The 19,383-nt window shown below is 68.6% G+C and carries 19 protein-coding genes and 1 pseudogene; 10 read left to right on the top strand and 10 right to left on the bottom strand.

The annotated features are described in order from the left end of the window. Window positions 1-1,725: 1,725 nt before the first annotated feature. The 4 genes from BJ971_RS31745 to BJ971_RS31730 all read right to left on the bottom strand — a co-directional run bounded on the left by BJ971_RS31745 (window position 1,726) and on the right by BJ971_RS31730 (window position 6,683). Window positions 1,726-3,702, bottom strand: coding sequence for a YncE family protein (locus BJ971_RS31745; RefSeq protein WP_184996825.1), 1,977 nt, complete (start codon window positions 3,700-3,702; stop codon window positions 1,726-1,728). 189 nt (window positions 3,703-3,891) lie between these two features. Then, on the bottom strand, window positions 3,892-4,446 hold the full coding sequence (locus BJ971_RS31740; protein WP_184996824.1) for a YdeI/OmpD-associated family protein: 555 nt from the start codon (window positions 4,444-4,446) through the stop codon (window positions 3,892-3,894). Between the two features lie 199 nt (window positions 4,447-4,645). After that, window positions 4,646-5,500, bottom strand: coding sequence for a hypothetical protein (locus tag BJ971_RS31735; protein ID WP_184996823.1), 855 nt, complete (start codon window positions 5,498-5,500; stop codon window positions 4,646-4,648). A gap of 235 nt (window positions 5,501-5,735) precedes the next feature. Continuing rightward, window positions 5,736-6,683 carry an NAD(P)H-binding protein gene (locus tag BJ971_RS31730; RefSeq protein ID WP_239087389.1) on the bottom strand — a complete coding sequence of 316 codons (948 nt, stop codon included), beginning with the start codon at window positions 6,681-6,683 and terminating at the stop codon, window positions 5,736-5,738. Between BJ971_RS31730 and BJ971_RS31725 the strand changes: the two genes are divergently transcribed. Further along, window positions 6,669-7,319 (top strand): MmyB family transcriptional regulator, encoded by a 651-nt coding sequence (locus tag BJ971_RS31725; RefSeq protein ID WP_239087381.1) that lies wholly within the window; start codon window positions 6,669-6,671, stop codon window positions 7,317-7,319. The genes BJ971_RS31730 and BJ971_RS31725 overlap by 15 nt on opposite strands. On the opposite strand, the gene BJ971_RS31720 is transcribed toward BJ971_RS31725, so the two are convergent. Beyond that, window positions 7,289-8,341 carry a glycoside hydrolase family 26 protein gene (locus BJ971_RS31720; protein WP_184996821.1) on the bottom strand — a complete coding sequence of 351 codons (1,053 nt, stop codon included), beginning with the start codon at window positions 8,339-8,341 and terminating at the stop codon, window positions 7,289-7,291. The two genes, BJ971_RS31725 and BJ971_RS31720, sit on opposite strands and share 31 nt — an antisense overlap. Before the next feature lie 435 nt (window positions 8,342-8,776). Between BJ971_RS31720 and bglS the strand changes: the two genes are divergently transcribed. Together bglS and BJ971_RS31710 are read left to right on the top strand one after the other, a co-directional pair. Continuing rightward, on the top strand, window positions 8,777-9,517 hold the full coding sequence (gene bglS / locus BJ971_RS31715; protein ID WP_221478885.1) for a beta-glucanase: 741 nt from the start codon (window positions 8,777-8,779) through the stop codon (window positions 9,515-9,517). Between the two features lie 119 nt (window positions 9,518-9,636). Then, entirely contained in the window at window positions 9,637-10,650 is a 1,014-nt protein-coding gene (locus tag BJ971_RS31710; protein ID WP_184996820.1) for a LacI family DNA-binding transcriptional regulator, read from the top strand. 16 nt (window positions 10,651-10,666) lie between these two features. On the opposite strand, the gene BJ971_RS31705 is transcribed toward BJ971_RS31710, so the two are convergent. Both BJ971_RS31705 and BJ971_RS31700 read right to left on the bottom strand, forming a co-directional pair. After that, a complete protein-coding gene (locus BJ971_RS31705) occupies window positions 10,667-11,113 on the bottom strand; it encodes a SitI3 family protein (RefSeq protein ID WP_184996819.1) in 447 nt (148 codons plus the stop codon). Window positions 11,114-11,124: 11 nt separating this feature from the next. Beyond that, complete coding sequence (locus BJ971_RS31700; RefSeq protein WP_184996818.1) at window positions 11,125-11,661, bottom strand: hypothetical protein; 537 nt, start codon at window positions 11,659-11,661, stop codon at window positions 11,125-11,127. 159 nt (window positions 11,662-11,820) lie between these two features. Here BJ971_RS31700 and BJ971_RS31695 point away from each other — a divergent pair, with 159 nt between their 5' ends. The 4 genes and pseudogenes from BJ971_RS31695 to BJ971_RS31685 all read left to right on the top strand — a co-directional run bounded on the left by BJ971_RS31695 (window position 11,821) and on the right by BJ971_RS31685 (window position 15,313). Then, complete coding sequence (locus BJ971_RS31695) at window positions 11,821-12,168, top strand: molybdopterin oxidoreductase (RefSeq protein ID WP_184996817.1); 348 nt, start codon at window positions 11,821-11,823, stop codon at window positions 12,166-12,168. A gap of 1 nt (window position 12,169) precedes the next feature. Further along, on the top strand, window positions 12,170-14,641 hold the full coding sequence (gene nirB / locus BJ971_RS31690) for a nitrite reductase large subunit NirB (RefSeq protein ID WP_184996816.1): 2,472 nt from the start codon (window positions 12,170-12,172) through the stop codon (window positions 14,639-14,641). Between the two features lie 44 nt (window positions 14,642-14,685). After that, window positions 14,686-14,751, top strand: a pseudogene (locus BJ971_RS42565) (hypothetical protein); the annotation flags it as partial. 82 nt (window positions 14,752-14,833) lie between these two features. Continuing rightward, the gene (locus tag BJ971_RS31685; RefSeq protein WP_184996815.1) at window positions 14,834-15,313 is read left to right on the top strand and encodes a hypothetical protein; all 480 of its coding nucleotides are present in this window, start codon (window positions 14,834-14,836) and stop codon (window positions 15,311-15,313) included. Here BJ971_RS31685 and BJ971_RS31680 read toward each other — a convergent pair. Beyond that, complete coding sequence (locus BJ971_RS31680) at window positions 15,292-15,630, bottom strand: SgcJ/EcaC family oxidoreductase (RefSeq protein ID WP_203709242.1); 339 nt, start codon at window positions 15,628-15,630, stop codon at window positions 15,292-15,294. The genes BJ971_RS31685 and BJ971_RS31680 overlap by 22 nt on opposite strands. 52 nt (window positions 15,631-15,682) lie before the next feature. Between BJ971_RS31680 and BJ971_RS31675 the strand changes: the two genes are divergently transcribed. From BJ971_RS31675 to BJ971_RS31665, 3 genes are all read left to right on the top strand, one after another. After that, complete coding sequence (locus tag BJ971_RS31675; RefSeq protein ID WP_203709243.1) at window positions 15,683-17,167, top strand: eCIS core domain-containing protein; 1,485 nt, start codon at window positions 15,683-15,685, stop codon at window positions 17,165-17,167. Window positions 17,168-17,256: 89 nt separating this feature from the next. Beyond that, window positions 17,257-17,697 (top strand): VOC family protein, encoded by a 441-nt coding sequence (locus tag BJ971_RS31670; protein WP_184996813.1) that lies wholly within the window; start codon window positions 17,257-17,259, stop codon window positions 17,695-17,697. Window positions 17,698-17,779: 82 nt separating this feature from the next. Beyond that, window positions 17,780-18,013 (top strand): TM2 domain-containing protein, encoded by a 234-nt coding sequence (locus tag BJ971_RS31665; protein ID WP_184996812.1) that lies wholly within the window; start codon window positions 17,780-17,782, stop codon window positions 18,011-18,013. Between the two features lie 51 nt (window positions 18,014-18,064). Here the strand turns inward: BJ971_RS31665 and BJ971_RS31660 are convergent, their stop codons facing one another. Then, window positions 18,065-18,952 carry a TIGR03086 family metal-binding protein gene (locus tag BJ971_RS31660; RefSeq protein WP_184996811.1) on the bottom strand — a complete coding sequence of 296 codons (888 nt, stop codon included), beginning with the start codon at window positions 18,950-18,952 and terminating at the stop codon, window positions 18,065-18,067. Beyond that, complete coding sequence (locus tag BJ971_RS31655; RefSeq protein WP_184996810.1) at window positions 18,949-19,308, bottom strand: cupin domain-containing protein; 360 nt, start codon at window positions 19,306-19,308, stop codon at window positions 18,949-18,951. The genes BJ971_RS31660 and BJ971_RS31655 overlap by 4 nt, the downstream gene beginning before the upstream one ends. Between the last annotated feature and the right edge of the window lie 75 nt (window positions 19,309-19,383).

The raw sequence follows: 19,383 nt of genomic DNA, 5'->3' as shown, positions 1-19,383 counted from the left end.
CGTAGACGACAAGGACTAGAAGCAGACGCCAGAATCCGCCGTGGTTGACAAACCCGCGAACACCTCGCTGGTCCCGCACCTCCGTCATATCTGCGCCCCCGGCTCGAAAATAGTGATAATTCGTACTTGGAGGATGCTACCCCTTACCGTTTGGTGCCAATAGGCGATGAGGAGCTTTCCGTACAGGCGCTTGCCCGCCCTTCGACCGAATTTCGCGGGTCTATCGATCCCAAACCGGGACTGCGCAGGCCAGATGAGAGCCACACCGACGTGAGCAGCCGAAATGAGAGCGACAGCCCGGACGTCTGAACCGAAGCCTGGCCGGGCCGCGGTCCTAGGGCAATGAAACAAGTAGCCGAGATGAGTGCGTGGCAACCACTGGCACTATCACTCGGGAACGGGAACGTGGGATGGCATTTTTGTCCCGCGGAGTGCAGCTCGGCTCTCGGGTGAACACGCGACTCAAGGCCGACAATCGGCAGGTCTCCGATGTCGACCACTCGTCGCCGCCATCGTCCAGTCATACAAGTATCGCGAACTGCCGAAATGCTGGGACTGCAGTTTCACCTACCGGTTCGTCGAGAGCCGGGTCGCCGACCGCTACGTGCGGGCCCAGAACTGCGGGGTCGGGTCGGCTCATCAGCCGGTCCGTCGACGGCCCCAGGGCTGGAGAACGACACCGAAGGCGCTGCGGGACGGGAAGACTCCGGTGGCGGCCATTGCGACGCCGCGATCTGGGCCCCGGTGACCGGCAGGGCGGGCGAGATCTGGTCGAGCAAGCGCTGCGCCAGAGTGGCGTCGATATGGAGGTCAGCGCTGATGCGAACATCGGCCGCGGTCGCCAGGTCCACGACGTCGTCGCTGGTGAAAGCATCAGCTCCGAGAGTACTCAGCCGCCGCGCGAATTCCTGGACATTGATCATTTGCAGCCTCATCGTCGGATTGTTAATGATCCACCGTAACCCCGGCTTCGGCCGGCGGTTCCTGCACCCGCCGTGCGGGCCGCCGCGGCCAGCAGCCCGGTGCCAGCAACTGGGCCCGTTGAGCGGCGGTCCGCAGCTTCTTCGGTGAGCTAATCGCGCGCAGGGGCTCCAGCTCAAGCCAATCGTGGCCGCTGTTGAAGAGCGTGATCGTGGTATCGAAAAGAAGCAGGTAAGCGTCACCGGATGGGTGCCTGCGATGCTCGGGATACCACCACCATCCGAGCTGAGAAGTTCGAGTCCGTCTGCGGCGCCCTCCCAGCCTCGGTGGCGCGCTCACGTGACTTGCCTTGGCGCGGCGACCTTCTTGCCCGGAGTCCCGGCGGGTTCGCACACCGTTTGGTGTGCGGAGTTCTTGATTCGGCGCCGGCGGGGGATTCGTGCGGTCGATCCCCGCTGGTCTCGACGGCAGCGCCCGCCGGCACGTGGATGACAGAAGCGCACCCCTGAGCAGGAGTTGCAGGGCGTCAGCGGTTGATCGATCTGGCCGTCTGTACCGGTAGCGGATCACCGGGCACGCTCAGATCAAATTTCGCATCCTGTTGGTCTGTGCCCACCAGCAAAACTTGAGATGAGCCCGCCGGCGTGCGGCGATCGTGACACGGTCTGTGACGCAGACGCTGCTAACGTCCGGATCGCACGTCGCCGGCCCAGCGGACACCCGTGCCGCCGGCTGTCCGCCGGTTGCGGCAAGACACCGCAGGGTCGGGTCTCGAAGACCTGGCCCTGCGGATCGACGGTGCGGTTACTTGGTGAAAGTGAAGTAGCGGTACGCCCCATAGGTCGTGTGGTTCAGGCTGTCGCCCGAGGTGCCGGGAATGTAGGCGGTCCGAACCCGATACTTCACGCCGGTCTTGTGGGTACCGGTGAGCTTGTAGACCGACTTGCCGGCGCTGTTCAGGGGCAGCGTGTAGCCCTTCCAGGTGCGCCACTTGCCGCCCGAGTAGTACTCGAACTGGAGACGCTGCTTGCGGCCGGCGCCTGGGGTCATCGTGGTGGTGAAGACCGGGTTCTTCGTTTTGCGGAAGTAGAAGTAGCCGCTCGCGGTCTTGTAGTGCTTCGTTACCGCGGTGACGGCGCTGACCTTCGCGTGCAGAGTGGACTTCACCGTGCGCGGTGCGACCCGGGTGTCACCGGTGAAGACCGCGCTGATCACCGTGTTGCGGGTCAGTCGCAGGCTGGCGGTGACCTTGCCGGCGGCGTCGACAGTAGCCCGCTTGAGTAGCGTGTTGGCCTTGTCCGAGCCGGCCGGGTCGGCCCACAGTTCGACGGTCCGGTTCCGGTAGGTGCTGCCCAGCTTCGCGGTGACGGTGACGGCCGTGTTGTAGGTGTTGACCGTCCCGGCCGGGACGAGCGTCAGCGCCGGGATCTCCCTCGACACCGAGACCGAGGCGGTGGCGGACGCGGGCCTGATGTCGGCGGTGCCCGCGAACGAGACCGTATAGGTGACGGTGCCGCCGGCCGGGGGCTTGTCGGTGAAGCTGAACGCGCCGCTCTCGCCGGTGGTCACCGCGGCCAGTGCGGTGCCGCTCGGCGACTCCAGATCGGTACGGCTGACCGTGAGGGAGGTGCCGGCCGGCACCGAGCCGGCAGTGCCGGTGATGGTGAGCGCGGCGCCGCGGGTCGCGTTCGCCGGGGCGGTCAGCGCGATCGTCGCCGTGTCGACGGTCGGGCTCTCGGAGACCCAGAGCTGCTCCGCACCGAGGGCCGAGGAGGTGAGGACGGCGAGGCGGTCGCCGCCCGGCTCCCAGGCCAGCGCGTCGAAGCCGCCCTGGAATTGGTTCGTCGGCAGGACCAGCTCGCGGGTCGCGGTGGTGGCCCCGGCCGGAAGCAGGAGAATGTCGGCGTTGCCGAAGTAGGGCCGGGCCGTGGCGACCCAGCCGGTCGCGGCGACGTCGAGTCCGACCGACCAGTTCGTCGCGATCCTGCCGGTCGTCGTGAGGTCCGCGTCGAGGGCCATCAGGAGGACGCCGTTGGAGCCGCCGAGCGCCAGCCCGTTCGTGGTGAACCGCAGATCGTTGAAGTCGTAAACGTCGTTGCTGGGGATGTAGCCCCGGAGGCCGATGCGCTCGGCGACCGCGCCGGAGATGTCGAACAGGCCGACGGCGCCGCTGGTGACCGCGTGGGTGGTGACCGCGAGCTGGGCCGGGTTCGCCGGATTGACGGCCAGCATCAGTTCACCTGAGTTGTCCCACGGGTTGGTCTCGCCGTGGTCGTGCAGTCGCACCTCGCCGGTGACCAGGTCGAGCTCGCCGAAATTCGACCTCTTGGTGGTGAACCACAGCCGGGAGCCGGAGACGGCCACGCCGACCGGCTGCTCACCGGCCATCGGGAAAGACCTGATCTCTTGGAGCGTGACCGCGTCGAGAGCGGCGATCCTGCTGTCGTTCTCGACCGCGACATAGATCGTCGTGCTGTCGGTGGAGAGCGCCGCGCCCCGGGCGCCCGGCAGGCCGAGAGCCTCGGCGGCCGTCGTGCCGTTGTAGTTCAACGCGACCAGGCGGCCGTCGGCGGGGTCGGTGACCAGCACATGCTTGTGCACACCGTCGACGACGAATTCGTCGACGCTGGTGAAGTCAGTGGTCTGGTAGCCCTTGGGTGCAGGCACCTTGACCGGAAGCTCCTCCGCCGTGGCGGTGCCGGTCACAACCTGGAAGAGGCCGCCGGTGACTCCGGCGATCACGGTGACCGCAAGAGCAACCCGAGTGGATCTTGTACGCACGAGCCGAAGACTAGACGACCGGTCTGCCATTCTCGTCGGCCGAATGGACGAGCCGGACCCAGCTTCTAGGGTCGTGGCCGGAGCTTGTGCGGAGACGGGAACAACCTGATATGCGACACGGATCCGCCAGGTGATGCGCGACAGGTTGTCTAGGAAATTGTGGCAGCGATCGTCGACTTGCCGTCGCGATCAAGCGTCGCGGAGTCGGCCGTTCTTCGACAGGTCCGGGTCAGTGCATGCGGACAGGTTGAAACAGCAGGGCCGTCGCTTCCCGCTCTGCAACTTCGAGATGCTCACGTCGACCCGTCGCTGGCGAGTATTCGGGTTCTTGGTGGCGTTGACCCACCGCACCCATTCCCACCGCGCCATCGGGGTGATCTCGTGCCACAGGGTTTGGATCTTTTGCGGGGCGGCTTTCAGAGCCTTTTCGAGGTCCTGCGGCACGCTCGGCTCCGGCCACTCCTCGGTCACCCTGATGTCGATCGTCGCGGCGTCACCCGGGCTGATGCCGGCGGTGCGCCGCAGCGTGTCGCCGACCCGCATCCAGTGACCGAAGTTACCGTCCGGTTCGAGCACCGTCTGGAACTTGACGCCATTGATCGTTCCGTGGACGGCTACCTGTCCGCGGGAGGGCAGCTCCTTGCTTACCTTCTCCGGCAGCCGCAACACGGTGGAGGTGTCGATCGTCGACAGCGTGGCAGTGAAGTGAAACCTCGCTTCATTGATGCGCTGAGTCGGCGACATCCCTTGCGTTCTCCGTTCGACCCGGCCCCGACGGCGATGCGCTCGTCGAGTGCTCCAAGAGCGAATTCTACCGCCGCGTGACCCGACACCGTCGGCCGTCGTGGACCAAGGATCGTTGCCGATCGTGCCCCATCGTGCCGATTTGAACAGCCAAGACGTGTGACTGCGACCGGACAACCCATTGCCGAATTGGCTTCCATTAGGCGGCCAGGCGCAGCAGACCGGCGAAAAGGAAGGCGCCGGCCGCTGCGGCGAACAGCACCCGGGGCGTACGCAGGCCTTGCCACCAGGGCAGCGCCCAGAGCAGTGCCCACAGGCCGAGGAAGCCGAGCACGTGCACGCGGATAACGGCCCAGGTGGCTTCTTCGCAGCCGTTGACGGCGCGGACCCCGTCACAGATGGCCGGGGTGCCGGTGCTGTTGCCGAGGATCGCGATGCCCCAGAACAGGACCAGTGTCGGCACGGCGAACAGCGTCACCAGCGGTACGCAGATGTATGCCAGCAGGTCCCGGCGCCGGTCCGTCCCCCACGCCGCGATCCCGCGGGCCTGCGGCTCGGTCTCGGCGAGCGTCTCGTCACCCGGGACGTCGCTGCCGGTCGCGGCCTCGGCGCCGGCATCTACCGGCACCTCGTCATCGGTCTCGGTCTTGCCGGCGACGCCGATCCCGGCCGGGCGGCCTCTGGTCGCCGTGAGGGCGAGATTCGCTGCTACGGCGGCCGCCTCAGCCGCATCGGCTGCTACGGCTGCGGCCTGAGCCGCCCCGGCCGCGGCGTCAGCTGCCTCGGCTGCGGCGTCAGCTGCTTCGGCTGCGGCGTCAGCTGCTTCGGCTGCGGCGTGTGCGGCCACGGCGGCGGCGTTCGCGGCGTGTGCGGCAGCCGCCTGCGCCGCCGCGGAGTCGAATTCCGGGTCCGCCGCGGGTGAAGCGCCGGGTTCGACAGCGGTGGCGTCCGAGTCCGTAACGGGCGCCGGCACCGCCCCGCCGCCCGCGGCTGATGCAGTGTCGGAGACAACCTCTTCGCCTGCATCGCGGTCATTTCCGTTCGGCGCTTCCACGGGCGAAGAGGACGCCTCATGGTCAGCCGTGGCCGAGGGTGAGTCGTCGTTATTGTCCGACACGGTCCCGGACGGGGCTTGGCTGTCGGTGCCCGACACGGCAGGGGCGGCACTAGGTTCGGACATGAGGCGAGATCATAAACGGCGGCCCGGGATTCCGATGCCCGTCGTCTGCTGTCCGCGGACGGCCGTGTGCCGCAGCTCGTGCGGAGTCAGACCGGCGAGCCCGACCGGCTCAACAGCCGGCCGCGTACTCGGCGCCGGACGTTGTTGGCGGCCAATGGGGAAGACGCAGGGTGGCGGCGTTGTGTTCGCACCAGGTGCGGAAGGTGCGCGGGGCGACGCCGGTGAGGTTCTCGACGTCGTCGGTGATGTAGGCCGCGCGGCCGGCGCGGAAGACCTCGTGCAGGGCCTGAAGGGCTTGTGCCTGCTCGGGCGGGGTTCCCTGTGCGATGGATGCCTGCGCGTACTCGTGCGGGGTGGTGTCCTCGAATTCGATCCGGCGCCCGGTCACCTCGGCGATGATCTCGACCTGCTCGCGCGCGGACAGGGCCTCCGGACCGCTGAGGGTGTACCCCTTGCCGGCGTGGCCCTCCTCGGTGAGGGTGGTCGCGGCGACCCGGGCGATGTCGGCCGGGTCGATCACGGCGATCCGGCCGCCGCCGGTCGGGTCGACGACCTTGCCTGCGCGGATGGCGTCGCGCCACCAGAAGGCGTTGGAGGCGAAGGCGTTGGGCCGCAGATAGGTCACGGGAAGACCGGATTCGCGCATGACCTGCTCACGGGCGGCGAGAGCGGCCCCGATGGGGTTCTCGCTCAGCGGTTCGAGCCGCGCGCCGACGGACGAGAGCAGGACGATCCTCGGTGCGGCAGCGCCTCGTGCGGCATCGACCATCGTCTCGGCCTGGGCGGTGCCGCTGCCGACAGCCATCAGGAAGACGGCTTCGACGCCGGCGACCGCCTTCGCCACGTCGTCGGGGTTGTCGAGGTCACCGACGACGCGCTCGATGCCGGCGGGCAGGTCGGCCGCTCGGGCGAGGCTGCGCACCATTACCCGTACGGGATAGCCCTGGTCGTGTAGCTGCCGCGCGAGCGGGCCGCCGACGTTGCCTGTCGCTCCGGTGATGAGATATGTGCTCGTGCCGTCCTGCGCGCGCTGGCCCGGACGTTGCGCCTGTCCGATGCCGAGTACGAGCTGGCCTGCCGGCTGGCAGGGCATGCCGCCCGGTCGGGCGGATCGGTGCCGCGGCACATCGGCCCCAGCGTGCGGCGCCTGCTCGACCGTCTCACCGACGCCCCGATCGCTGTCTTCGACGCGGCCTGGACCCTCATCGAGTACAACGGTTTGTGGGCCGCGCTGATCGGGGACGCCGGGCGCGACCTGGGCCGCCGGTCGGCGAACATCGTGTGGCGGACCTTCCACGACGACACCGGGCGGGTGCGGCACCCGCGGCCGGGGGAGCACCGGGCTTCGCTGGTCGCGGACCTGCGTGAGGTGGCGGCGCGTTACCCGGCCGACCGCGACCTGACGGACATGATCGGCGCGCTGCGGACGTCGAGCACCGAGTTCGCGCGCTTGTGGCAGGGCTCCGCCGTCGCGCACCACCGCAGCGGAAGCAAGACCGTGGACCATCCGCAGGTCGGTGAGGTCGAGGTCGACTGCGATGTGCTTTCCGTGTACGGGGCAGATCTGCGCATCGTCGTCTACACGGCGGCGCGCGGCAGCGAAGCAGCCGACAAGTTGCGACTACTGAACGTCCTCGGCACCGAGGACCTGACCGTGCGGCATCAGCCCAGAGATCTCCGGGAACGGGCGTAGTCCCCGGCGACGCGCGCCAATTCGTGGCTGCGTCCCTTCATGTACCTCTGCCGTACCCAGGTCTTGAAGACGGCGAGCGCGGCCGGCGACGAGTTCGGCGACCAGGCCTCTTCCTTGGTGAGGTCGAAGTAGGTGAGCAGTTTGAGGTCGGGGTACGCGCCTGAGCGCAGCGTGGCGCCCATCTCCTCGAGCCACCAGGCCTTGTCCCCGCCGTCCTCGGTGGACGCGAACTCGCCGAGCATCACCGGCCGGTTCGGCGCGACGGCGCGGGCCTTGGCGTACGCGGTGGCGAAGGTCGCGTCGAAGCTCGTCCAGTGGTCGCCGGCCGGGTCCCACGACGGGCCGAAGCCCCAGTTGTATCCGTCGATGCCGACCCAGTCGACGTACCTGTCGCCGGGGTAGGCGCAGGCCGGGTCGTTGTAGGGCGCGTCCGGCGAGGATCCGTTGTTGTACGCCCACACCCATTGCACGTTCCGCGCCCCGGCGGCCGTGACGAGGTCATGGACGTGCCGGTACGCCCGCACGTACAGCGAAGGGTCGGCGTTGTTGTTCGCTATGCCCCACGGGTACCAGTTGCCGTTGAACTCGTGTCCCCAGCGGACCAGGATCGGCAGCCGCACGGCGGCGAACTCCTTGGCGCGTGCCCTGATGTAGCTGTCCCAGGTGCCGTCGATGACGTCGGTCAGGTGGATCTGCCCGGGGTCGTTCGGGCCGAGCGCGGTATTCCAGGGCTCCCAGGTGTAGTTCGGCATGATGCCGCGCCGCCAGAGTGCCTTGGCCTCGCTCACCGGGAAGGCCAGCCCGCTCGCCCAGCTGTCGAACCACATCACGCCGGCCGGGGTGACGCCGTAGAGGTTCTTGACGCTCGCCGCGATCGCGGTGGGGTTCTCTTCCCGGAACATGCCCAGGTACCGGGTAGGTGACGTGTCCTTGCACACCGGCGCGGCCTGCGCACCGGCCGCATCGGACACTGCCGTCGCCACCGCGGCCGCCGCCGTGCCGAGCAGTGTTCGCCTTCGCATGTTGCCTCCCAGAGGGCGCTCGTCAGAGTTGGAAGCGCTTCCGGTCAGAAGATAGCCACTCGCGCTCATCGATGTAAAGCGCGGGTTTCAAGAGGTGGCTTTGTGAGGTGGGGGACAAGGTGGAGCGAAGGTCGCTGGTGGACGTATATGCAGCTAGAGAGCTTCAGACCTGATTCGACCCTTGACAAAGTTTTACCGCGAGGTTACAAAATTCTCATCGACGTCGCTGGATCGATTGATCGGAAGCGCTTCCAGTTCTGATTCCACGGCGCTGCATTCGAAAGGGCTCGGGCGTCCCCAGCCCGAGCCGCCGGCGCCCCGGCCGGCTCGACCCCCATCCCCCGTTCGTCGTGCACGACGCGACATCCCGGCACGACGAAACCCGTAGAACTGGAGACGTCAGTGCTCATCACTCGATCTCGCGCACCGAAAGCGTTGGCCGCCGCGATCCTCTGCACGGTCGCCGCCCTGACAGCGACCGGTCCCGCACCGGCCGAAGCTGCCATCGGCCCCAGCTTCGTCGACAACTTCAACGGATTCGACACCGGTCGTTGGTACAAGGCCGACGGCTACAGCAACGGCAGCATGTTCAACGCCGGCTGGCGCGCCGACCACGTCTGGTTCAGCGGCGGCGTGATGGGTCTCAACCTGGACAACCAGCCCTGCCCGAGCGGCTGCTCCGGCAAGCCGTACGCCTCCGGCGAATACCGCACCACCGACCTGTACTCGTACGGCCGGTTCGAGGCGCGCATGAAGGCCGTCAAGAACCCCGGCACCGTCACCTCGTTCTTCACCTACACCGGGCCGAGCGACGGCCAGCCCTGGGACGAGATCGACGTGGAGATCCTCGGCAAGAACACCACCCAACTACAGCTCAACTACTTCACCAACGGCGTCGGCGGCCACGAAACCGTCATCAACCTGGGCTTCGACGCCTCGACCGGCTACCACAACTACGCCTTCGAGTGGTGGAACGGCGGCACCATCAACTGGTTCGTCGACGGAGCGCTCGTACACCAGGAGAACGGCTCGCGCGGACCGCTTCCCACGCACCCGCAACGCATCATGATGAACCTCTGGCCCGGCATCGGCGTCGACGGCTGGCTGGGGCGGTTCACCTATCCCGGCACCACGCTGACCGCCACCTACGACTGGGCCAGATACACCAAGTACTGATCGTCGGCATGGCGTCCGGCTCGTAGCCGCCCTCGGTGGCGAACCGGGCGCCACCGGTCCTCGAATCGTCCGAAACGACCCGCTAGCCTGATGGTGGATCGAGCGGAGGGGGACCGGGTATGTCATCGCCGGTCCCGTCGCGGCCGCCGACGCTCGACGAGGTCGCCGAGCGGGCACAGGTGTCGCGCACCGTGGCGTCCCGAGTGATCAACAACGGGCCGCATGTGAGCCGCGCGAAGCGCGACGCGGTGGAGAAGGCGATCCGGGACCTCGGGTTCACGCCGAATCGCGCCGCGCGGGCCTTGGCGACCCGCCAGACCGGTGTGGTGGTGCTGGCGGTCTCCGGCGACGGGCCGGGAGTGTTCGCGGATCCGTTCTTCGGGCAGATCATGATGGGTGCGTCCACCGCGCTGGAGACGACGGACCTGCACCTGGTGCTCAGCCTGGCCACGACCGGTCACGGCCAGCGGCGGCTGGAGAGCTTCCTACAGACCCGGGGCGCTGACGGGGTGATGCTGGTGGCGCTGCGCGGCGACGATCCGCTGATCGACATCGCGGCGCGATCGGGACTGCCCACCGTCTTCATCGGGCTGCCTCTGCACGGGACGCCACCGTTCTACGTCGAGGCCGACAACGCGGGCGGGGCGCGGGCGGCCACCGAGTACCTGCTGCGCGATGGGCGCCGCCGCATCGCCATGATCACCGGACCGGACGACACCACGGTCGGCCGGGAGCGCCGGCGCGGCTACACCGAGGCGCTGACGCTGGCGGGGCTCCGGCCGTACGCGACCGAGCCCGGGGATTTCATGGAAGCCGGCGGTGCGGCGGCGATGCGTACGCTGCTGAGCGCGCGCCCGGACCTCGACGCCGTGCTCGCGGCGAACGACAACATGGCGGCGGGGGCGTTGCGGGTGCTGCGCGACGCCGGCCGCACGGTGCCCGGCGACGTGGCCGTGGTGGGTTTCGACGATCTGCCGATCGCGTTGCACACCGATCCGAAGCTGACCACGGTTCATCAGCCGGTGCAGTCGCTGGGCCGCGAGGCCGCCCGCATGCTCATCGAATTGCTCAACGGCGCGCAGCCGGATTCGTTCATCCTGCCCACGAAGGTGGTCGTGCGGGAGTCGGCCTGACCACGGCACGCGAATGCTAGCCAGGGATCGACCGGTCGCCGGACGAATAGTGCTCCCACCAGGTGCGACGATGTTTCGTGAGCTCGCCGTCAAGCCGGGCGAAGAGCAGGATGTCGCCGTTGAAGTCGAATGTCGCGTCCTCCGGCCCGGTGTCCAGCGCACGGCGAACCACGCCGAGCATGTTCGTGACCGCCCAGCGAAGATCCGCGAACTTGTCCAACCGAAATTGAATCCCGACGTAGGACTTCGGCTCCCACACCCAGGACCCGCCGTCGGTCTCCAGATCGAGGTAGCCGTCTCGTCCGGGCAGGACGGTGACGATGAATCCGTAGCTTTCCCGGTGGTCGACGGTGAGTCGCGGGGGACCACCGATCGGCCGTTCGCTCGCGTCCGGAAAGGCGCGCTCCGCCACCTGATCGATGGACGTGTCCCCAGTAAGGATCAGCCTGTATTCGAGAGCCATGGATGCACTTTCTAGCGAGGTCCCAAGACGGTACGCGGCGGCTCCAGCGCCGGCCACGGGTGGGCGCCGTAGATCCTTGGAGTATTGGCGGAGCCAATATCGGCCACCAACTGGCCACGCAGACCGTGGGCCAAGGCCACCAGCTCGTCGCACGCCTCGGGGGAGATCGGTGCGCTCCGGTCGTCGCGCAGCCTGCCGTCGATGAAGATCAGACCGGCTATGTGGTTCTGTAGCTCGAAGAAGGCCTGCTTGGCCGGCGCGGTCAGGAACATGCCGCCGGCGTCCGGGTTGAAATACCAGTCGTGCAGTTCCTCGCGGTAGCGGTGCAGGTCGGAGCCGTCCGGTCGGCCGTCGTCCAGGTAATAGCGGGGAAAGTGCCTGGTGACGTGGAAGAGGCGCTGGTAGGAGTCGATTCGTTTGTCGCGCAGCGTGCGGTCGTAGGTGTACTCCAGCTCGAGCGTCAGCCGGGGCCGCAAGGTCAGGTAGGTCGACAACGTCCCGGCCACCGCGCCGATCAATGCGGCGATCAAGGCAATCCAGCCAGCCATGCCACCACGTTGGCAGCCGGGCGCAAACGCGAGCGGTGGAAACGAAGCGAGAGTCGGGCGTAAATCCCGGCGAAACAGGTGCGGGCGAGCATTGCGGGGTGAGCCGAACCGACTCCGCCACCTACATCCTGACCCGAGCCCGGACGAAGGAGATCTCAGATGCAGTCGGTACCCCGGTTCCTACAGGGCATCTACAGATTCGACGGTAAAGGGCTGGATCAGCCGTTTCTGCTGGACGTCCTGCTCACCTACACGGTCCCGGACGGGACGGTGACTCAGCCGGTGTACTTCCGCGCCGGGAACGCCTCGCACGAGCTGATCTGCGTGATCCTCATGCGGGACGGCTCGCCGATGCGGTACTTCCCGATCGCGGCGAAGGGGGATGTGCACGTACCGCTGAGGGTGGTCGAGGACCTGGAGCCGGGGACGGCGATCGAGTTGCACCTGGCCGCGCCGGTCGGGGTCGCCGGCGCCGTGGTGGTCGACGTCGGCCTCGTCGAGGTCTGAGATGGCGAAGAAGCTGGTGGTGATCGGCAACGGGATGGCCGGCGCCCGGACCGTCGAGGAGATCCTGGACCGCGGCGGCGCAGACCTCTTCGACGTCACGATGTTCGGCGCCGAGCCGTACGGGAACTACAACCGGATCCTGCTGTCCAACGTGCTCTGCGGCATCGAGGACGAGTCCGGGATCTTCCTGAACGACATGGACTGGTACGCCGCGAACCGCATCGACCTGCACACCGGTGTCCGGATCACCCGCATCGACCGGTTCGCCCGGACGGTAGTCGACGAGCTCGGCCGGACCACCCCCTACGACAAGCTGATCATTGCTACCGGCAGCGACGCGTTCGTGCCGAAGATCGCCGGCCTGCACCGGCCCGGCCGGGGCTACCACCAGGGCGTCTTCACCTTCCGCACGATCGACGACACCCGAGGCATGATCCGGTACGCCCGTGAGCACCGGCGCGCGGTCGTGATCGGTGGCGGCCTGCTCGGTCTCGAGGCGGCCCGGGGGCTGCAATCGCACCTGCCGCACGTCACGCTCGTCCACTCGGCCGGCCACCTGATGAACGCGCAGCTCGATCCGCAGGCCGGGGCGATCCTGCGCCGATCCGTCGAGGCGCTCGGCATCGAGGTCGTCACCGGCGCCCGCACCACCGAGATTCTCGGCAAGGATGCGGTCAGCGGCGTCAAGCTCGCCGACGGCCGGACCATCGATTGCGACGTCGTGGTGGTGGCGGCCGGCATCCGCCCGAGCGCGGCGCTGGCCGAACGCAGCGGCCTGGACGTGGAGCGCGGCATCGTCGTCGATGACCAGCTGCGCTGCACGGACGAGCCGGACATCTACGCGGTCGGCGAGTGTGCCCAACACCGCGGCGAGACGTACGGGCTGGTCGCCCCGCTGTGGGAGCAGGCCCGGGTGCTGGCCGACCACCTCACCGGCGCCGACCCGGACGCCGCCTACCACGGTTCGCGCACCGCCACGAAGCTCAAGGTCGCCGGCGTCGACGTGGCCGCGATGGGCCTCAAGGAGCCGGACCGGGACGACGACGAGACCGTGGTGTTCGCCGAACGTCGTCGCGGCGTGTACCAGAGCGTGATCATCCGGGACGGGCGGCTGGTCGGCGCAACGCTGCTCGGCGACGTCAGCAAGGCCGGCTACCTCGTCCAGGCGTTCGACCGCGGCTCCCCGCTGCCGGAGGAGCGGATCCGGCTGCTCTTCGACCTCGGCGCGCCGGACGCCGAGACCACCGCGGCGGAGCTGGCCGACTCGGCACAGGTCTGCAACTGCAACGGCGTCACCAAGCAAGCCATCGTCGATGCCGTACAGGCCGGGGTGCGGACCGTCGGTGGCGTCGCGGACGCCACCCGGGCCGGCAAGGGCTGCGGCTCCTGCAAGACGTTGGTCGCGCAGATCGTCGAATGGGCGGCCGGCGGCGAGGTCGAGGAGGACGAGTCGGTCTCGTGGTACGTGCCCGGCATCCCGCTGCCGAAGCCCGAGCTGATGACCACGATCCGGAACATGGAGCTGAAGTCGGTCTCCGAGGTCTTCGCCGCGCTCGCACCCGCCGGCGCCGAGGACGCCCGCTCGAAGATGGGCCTCGCGTCGCTGCTACGAATGATGTGGGCCGACGAGTACGTCGACGAGCGCGACGCCCGCTTCATCAACGACCGGGTGCACGCGAACATTCAGCGTGACGGCACGTTCTCCGTGGTACCGCAGATGAAGGGCGGCGTGACCACCCCGCACCAGCTCCGCCGGATCGCCGACGTCGCCGACAAGTACCGCGTACCCATGGTCAAGCTCACCGGTGGGCAGCGGATCGACCTGCTCGGCGTACGGAAGGAGGACCTGCCCGCGGTCTGGGCCGACCTCGACATGCCCAGCGGGTACGCGTACGGAAAGTCGTTCCGGACCGTGAAGACCTGCGTGGGCATGGACTTCTGCCGCTTCGGGGTCGGCGACTCCACCACGCTGGGCATCGCGATCGAGAGCCGGTTCCAGGGCCTGGAGAGCCCGGCCAAGCTCAAACTCGCGGTGACCGGGTGTCCGCGGAACTGCGCCGAGGCGTACGTCAAGGATCTCGGTGTCGTCGCCGTCGACGGTGGCCGCTGGGAGATCTATGTCGGCGGTGCGGCCGGAGCCCACGTCCGCAAGGGCGACCTGCTCGCCACTGTGGACACGGCCGACGAGGTGATCCGGCTGACCGGGCGGTTCCTGCAGTACTACCGCGAACACGCGAACTGGCTGGAGCGGACGTACGCGTTTGTGCCGCGGATCGGCATCGAGCGGCTGCGCGACGTGATCGTCGACGATGCGGACGGGCTCGATGAACGGATGAGGGCGTCGATCGCCGCCCATCGGGACCCGTGGCGGGAAGGCGCCGCGCCGGCGACGCCCGGGCAGTTCCGCACGTCGCTGCCGCTGATCTCGCTGCCCAGGGTGCCGGCGACCACTCCGGAGACTCCCGCGCACTGACCGCGCCTCCGCCACGCCAGAGCCGAAACCCGCGTCGATCATGATTGGTTCTCTTCCGCCGCGCCGGTCCGCTGAGCGACCACGGTTTGGGCTACTGGTGGGTCTGCGACATAGTGGTGCGGGTCGAGGGCCGGGCCGACAGTCAAGGGGTGCTGACCCGTGGCGGGAACGGCGAAAGAAGAAGGCGGGCTCATGATCGACGCGGACACCTACCTCAAAGGGCTGGCGGACCGGCTCGCCGGCGACGGCTGCGCGGTGACCCACGAGGAGCTCGGCCTGGTCGGCTACAAGGCCCAGTTCAAGGCCCTGTCCCGGATGCACGTCTTCCTCGTCGCGGCCAAGGCGGACCGGGTCGGCGAGGCCGAGGTGAACGGCTTCACGGATGCCGCCGTCCGGCTGGCGGTGGCGCGCAAGGGCAAGTGGTCCGGCGCGCAGTCCGGGGTGATCGTGCTGCCGGTCCTGGTGGCCGCGGCCGCCGACGAATCCGCGGTGGCCCTCACCCGGCGGGCGCACCGGCTCAACCTGGGCGGCTTCGCGACGATGGCCCAGCCGGCCGTGGTCGACCTCGCGGCCGGCCAGGTCTGGACCTTCCGCGGCACCCGCATCTGGGGCTACGCCTTCAACTCCCTGATCAAGCAGAAGTACACGCGCTATCTGCCCGAGCCGGTCTGAGGCGCGGAACCCGCGGGGCGGCGGCGTTTGAACGTGTCGCCGCGGCCGACCACGACCGCGGCGTGCGGGCAGAGGAACGTCACGCGGAGGGTCTCCGACGCCATCCGGGTGCCCTTGGTGAAGGCCCGGAACAGTGCGCTGCGGCTCTCGGTGATGTCGGCGCGACCCTGGTAGGCGGTGCCGACGAAGGTGACATAGCTGGCGTCGGCGGTGAAGCAGCGGCCGTACGCGTCGGCGTCGGCGGCATCCCAGGCGCGCGTTACCTCGGCCAGTACGTCGTCGATTGCCTGCCGGTCGGCGCCCGGCCGGCTTCCCACAACACCTGAGTGGACGTCGCGCGATGCGGGTGGGGTGTCGGATGATGGTCGGGTGAGGAAGCGGGCCGATGGGCGGGACCGTGAGCTGCCGGAGGCGAAAGAGGCCGCGATCGGCAAGGTCGTCCCGCCGCTGTCCAACCGGATGCTCATGCGCGCCATGACCCAACCCGGCGACGCGCTGGAGCGCGACGCCGACCGCGGCGGCGACGCTCGGGAGACGGACCGCGGCGGTGGCCTGCTGCCCCGCGCCGTCGTCGAGACGCTCGCGGGTCCCGGCCGGCCGCTCGACGGCGCGACCATGGCCGCCATGCAGCAGCGGTTCGGGCGGGACTTCTCCGCTGTCCGGTTGCACACCGACGGCGCGGCGGAACGTTCGGCCGAGCAGGTCGGTGCGGCCGCGTACACGGTCGGGTCGGACATCGTCGTCGGCGCCGGGCGGTACACGCCCGGGCTGCTCGGGCACGAGCTCGCCCACGTGGTGCAGGGCGGCCCGACGCTCAAGCGCTTCCACCTGCCGCACGGCACGCACCAGGGCGCCAAGTGGGACGAGACGGCCAAGGTTGCCGGCACCTACGCCGACATGCTGGCCACCGTCAGGTCGATCATCGCGGCCTCCGTCTCGTACGGCACGACGGTCAACATGGACACCTTCGTGGAGAACTGCGGCGGCTCCTCGGCCGGGCGGAAGATCTCCAAGAAGCTCGGCTCGGACATGCCGACGGTCAAGTCCATGCTGCTGCCGCGCTACCTGCTGACCAGCCGCGCCGGCCTGCTCGACATGCGGCACTTCTTCCAGCTGCTCTACATCTCGCACTTCGTCTCGTCCGCGTCGCCCGGCACCAGCGGCAACCGGTCCGCCACCCGGCAGGGCCGCGAGCATGAGCTGGAGGCCGAGTCGGAGTCGCGTTTCGGCGCCGAGGATGCCACCTCCAACGCGATCGGGGCGTACACCGGCAGCCGGCTGGCCGGCTCGCCGCAGTCCGACGACCTGTACGACACCGTCAAGGACATGCTGGACCGGTGCGACCCGGTCGACTTCGCCGCGCTCAGCGCGCCCAGCAAGTCGGCGATCCTGCACTTCTACGGCGACCTCGTCAGCGACCCGAGGCCGAAGAGCCCCGGCGACATGATCCCGGCCAATCAGAACGAGTCCGCGGTGCCGCCGCTGCTGACCATCCCGGAGTTCGCCGGGAAGGAGCGCTCGTTCCCGTTCGTCATCGACCCGGACGATCCCAAGACCATCACCGACACCGATTTCCTCAAGGGCGCGCTGAGCGTGGACGACGATGACGACGTCCGCGAGTTCACGTACACCCAGCGGCCGGAGGTGATCAAGCTGCTGACGCCGCAGGAGAAGGTGCGGATGGCGGAGCTGGCGTTCGAGGGCTGGGTGGCGGACGGCGACATTTCCGCCATCGAGGTGCTCTACACGAACTCGACCGCGGCCGAGAAAGCGATGATCAGGAAGGCGATCGACCCGAGCGACCTTTCCAACGGCGACCAGGAGGCCCGGCTCGAGGCGATCTTCCGACGATGAGGCGGTGACGGGCGCGAGGATGTCGAGAACGGCCCGGCGGTTCCGCTCACGTTGTGGAAGCGGCTGTTCGACTACAGGGAGACTCCGGCGTGGCGATCCAGCGGATGGACAACGTTCTCATCGTTGTCGAAGACCTTGACGCGGTTATCTCGTTCTTCGTGGAACTCGGCATGGAACTGGAGGGCAAAGGGCCGATCGAGGGGCCCTGGGTGGAGCGGGTCATCGGGATCGACGACGTCCGGCAGGACGTCGCGATGCTGCGTACCCCGGACGGCCACGGCCGGATCGAGCTGGCGATGTTCCACACGCCGAAGGCGATCCGATCCGAGCCGAGAGACGCCCCGGCGAACACGCTGGGTATACGTCGCGTCATGTTCGCCGTCGACGACATCGAGGAGGTCGTCGCCCGCCTGCGCGCCCACGGCGCCGAACTCGTCGGTGATTTGGCGCGGTACGAGGACAGCTATCGGCTCTGCTACGTCCGTGGTCCCGAGGGCATCATCGTCGGGCTGGCCGAACAGCTCGGCTGAACGTATTTGAATCTTGCATTTGGGTGCTGTGTCCCGCTATCGTGCATCGATTTTTGCGCATGCCAACATAGGGGAGATAGATATGACCGCCACCGAAACCGCCGCCGCCACCGGCTCGAAGTCCTGGATCGCCACCCTGCTGCTCTGCTTCTTCGTGGGCGCGCTCGGCGTTCACCGCTTCTACGTCGGCAAGGTCGGCACGGGCATCCTCATGCTGATCACGTTCGGTGGGCTCGGCGTCTGGACGCTTATCGACTTCATCATGATCGCGATCGGCAAGTTCTCGGACAAGCAGGGCCTCGCGCTCGCGCGCTGACCCGCATACCGGTAACGAACGGGCGCCCTGCCGGGGCGCCCGTTTCGCGTCTCAGCCCTTGACGTAGGCACGCTTCTCGGCGACCAGCCCATCGCGTACGCGGAAGAGGTCGACGCCGCGGACATGCCCACCGGTCCAGTCGTAGCGCCACGTCACGACGACCTCGTCGCCGGCCACGATGCGTGACTCGGTGGTGAACCGGTGATCGCCGGCCGTCTCGAAGAACCCGTGCCACGCGGCGCGGACGGCGTCGGCGCCGCGATGGCTGACGCCGTCCGGGGGCGAGGTCGACTCGAACAGGCAGTCGGTGGTCATGTTCGCCATGATCGCGGGAACGTCCTTGGCGTCGAACGCGTCGCCGAACCGCTGGACGGCGGCGAGCGCCTCGGAGCGGCCGAACATCGCGAGCAGGCGTGCCTGTGCCTCCGCCGGTTCGCCAAGCGGCGCGCGGGGACCCACCAGCCCCAGGTCCTGGTATGTCCGCCGGACCGGCGCGAACCAGGCGGTCACGGCGTCGAGCAGGTCCGCCTCGATGCGCAGGTTCGTCCCGGTGGCCGTGGCCAGGTCCCAGGCGTGCACGGCGTGGTCGGCGGCGAGCTGCCGCAGGTACTCGTCGACCTCCGTCGGTCCCGCCGACAGGGCCACCAGGTCGTCGTCGTTCGCGGCGGCCGCCGCATCCACCGCCGCCGTGCTCGCGGCGCCCCACGCCGCGACCGGGTCGGCGCCGAGCACGTCGCCGTCGAGGCGATCGCCGACGTCGGCGATGGTCCGGCCGGCCAGCAGCTCGGCCGCCCACAGGTCCTCACGCACCACGTGATCGACGAGCGCGCGTACGTCCCATCCGGCGCACGGTGTCGGCGCGGCCCAGCGGTCGCCGGGCATGGCACGCAGGACCGCGTCGAAGCCGGCCACCGCGCGGGTGTACAGCTCCCGGCTCATTTCGCGTACTCGCTCGCGCCGAACCAGTCCACGACGACGACCGGCTCATCGCCGACGACCCAGGCGTCGTGGCCGGCCGGCAGCGAGGTCACGTCGCCCGGACCCGCGTCGAAGGTCGTTCCGTCCGCCATGGCGATACGCAGCACGCCCGCCACGTGGTATTGGAAGTGTGGTGCCTCGCACAGCTGCGTGCCGGCGCCCGGCTTCACGTCGTTGGACCAACGCCAGCCCGGCTCCAGCACGAGCCGGCCGATGGCGGACCCGTCGACGTGGAGCAGCTCGAGCCTGCCGTTGGCGAAGGAGCGGACCTCGTCGGGCTTGGCGAACGTGACATGTTGCGTGGTCTGTGCGGACATCGTGGCCTCCGGCTCTCGGTGGTTTCCGTCGACCCGACGCTAGGAGCACGACCTTGCAGACAGCTGGCGGGAATC

This window comes from Amorphoplanes digitatis (genome assembly GCF_014205335.1).
Lineage (GTDB): Bacteria > Actinomycetota > Actinomycetes > Mycobacteriales > Micromonosporaceae > Actinoplanes > Actinoplanes digitatus.
The sequence above is the reverse complement of the archived record's forward strand: the minus strand, read 5'-3'. Positions and strand labels throughout refer to the sequence as shown.

What these genes read in the sequence shown, in the direction of transcription:
- BJ971_RS31740 (WP_184996824.1), bottom strand. Translation starts at nt 4,446, where the DNA reads ATGTCGCCGACTCAGCGCATCAATGAAGCGAGGTTTCACTTCACTGCC.
- BJ971_RS31720 (WP_184996821.1), bottom strand. Translation starts at nt 8,341, where the DNA reads ATGCGAAGGCGAACACTGCTCGGCACGGCGGCGGCCGCGGTGGCGACG.
- BJ971_RS31710 (WP_184996820.1), top strand. Translation starts at nt 9,637, where the DNA reads ATGTCATCGCCGGTCCCGTCGCGGCCGCCGACGCTCGACGAGGTCGCC.
- BJ971_RS31705 (WP_184996819.1), bottom strand. Translation starts at nt 11,113, where the DNA reads ATGGCTCTCGAATACAGGCTGATCCTTACTGGGGACACGTCCATCGAT.
- BJ971_RS31700 (WP_184996818.1), bottom strand. Translation starts at nt 11,661, where the DNA reads ATGGCTGGCTGGATTGCCTTGATCGCCGCATTGATCGGCGCGGTGGCC.
- BJ971_RS31695 (WP_184996817.1), top strand. Translation starts at nt 11,821, where the DNA reads ATGCAGTCGGTACCCCGGTTCCTACAGGGCATCTACAGATTCGACGGT.
- nirB (WP_184996816.1), top strand. Translation starts at nt 12,170, where the DNA reads ATGGCGAAGAAGCTGGTGGTGATCGGCAACGGGATGGCCGGCGCCCGG.
- BJ971_RS31685 (WP_184996815.1), top strand. Translation starts at nt 14,834, where the DNA reads ATGATCGACGCGGACACCTACCTCAAAGGGCTGGCGGACCGGCTCGCC.
- BJ971_RS31665 (WP_184996812.1), top strand. Translation starts at nt 17,780, where the DNA reads ATGACCGCCACCGAAACCGCCGCCGCCACCGGCTCGAAGTCCTGGATC.
- BJ971_RS31660 (WP_184996811.1), bottom strand. Translation starts at nt 18,952, where the DNA reads ATGAGCCGGGAGCTGTACACCCGCGCGGTGGCCGGCTTCGACGCGGTC.
- BJ971_RS31655 (WP_184996810.1), bottom strand. Translation starts at nt 19,308, where the DNA reads ATGTCCGCACAGACCACGCAACATGTCACGTTCGCCAAGCCCGACGAG.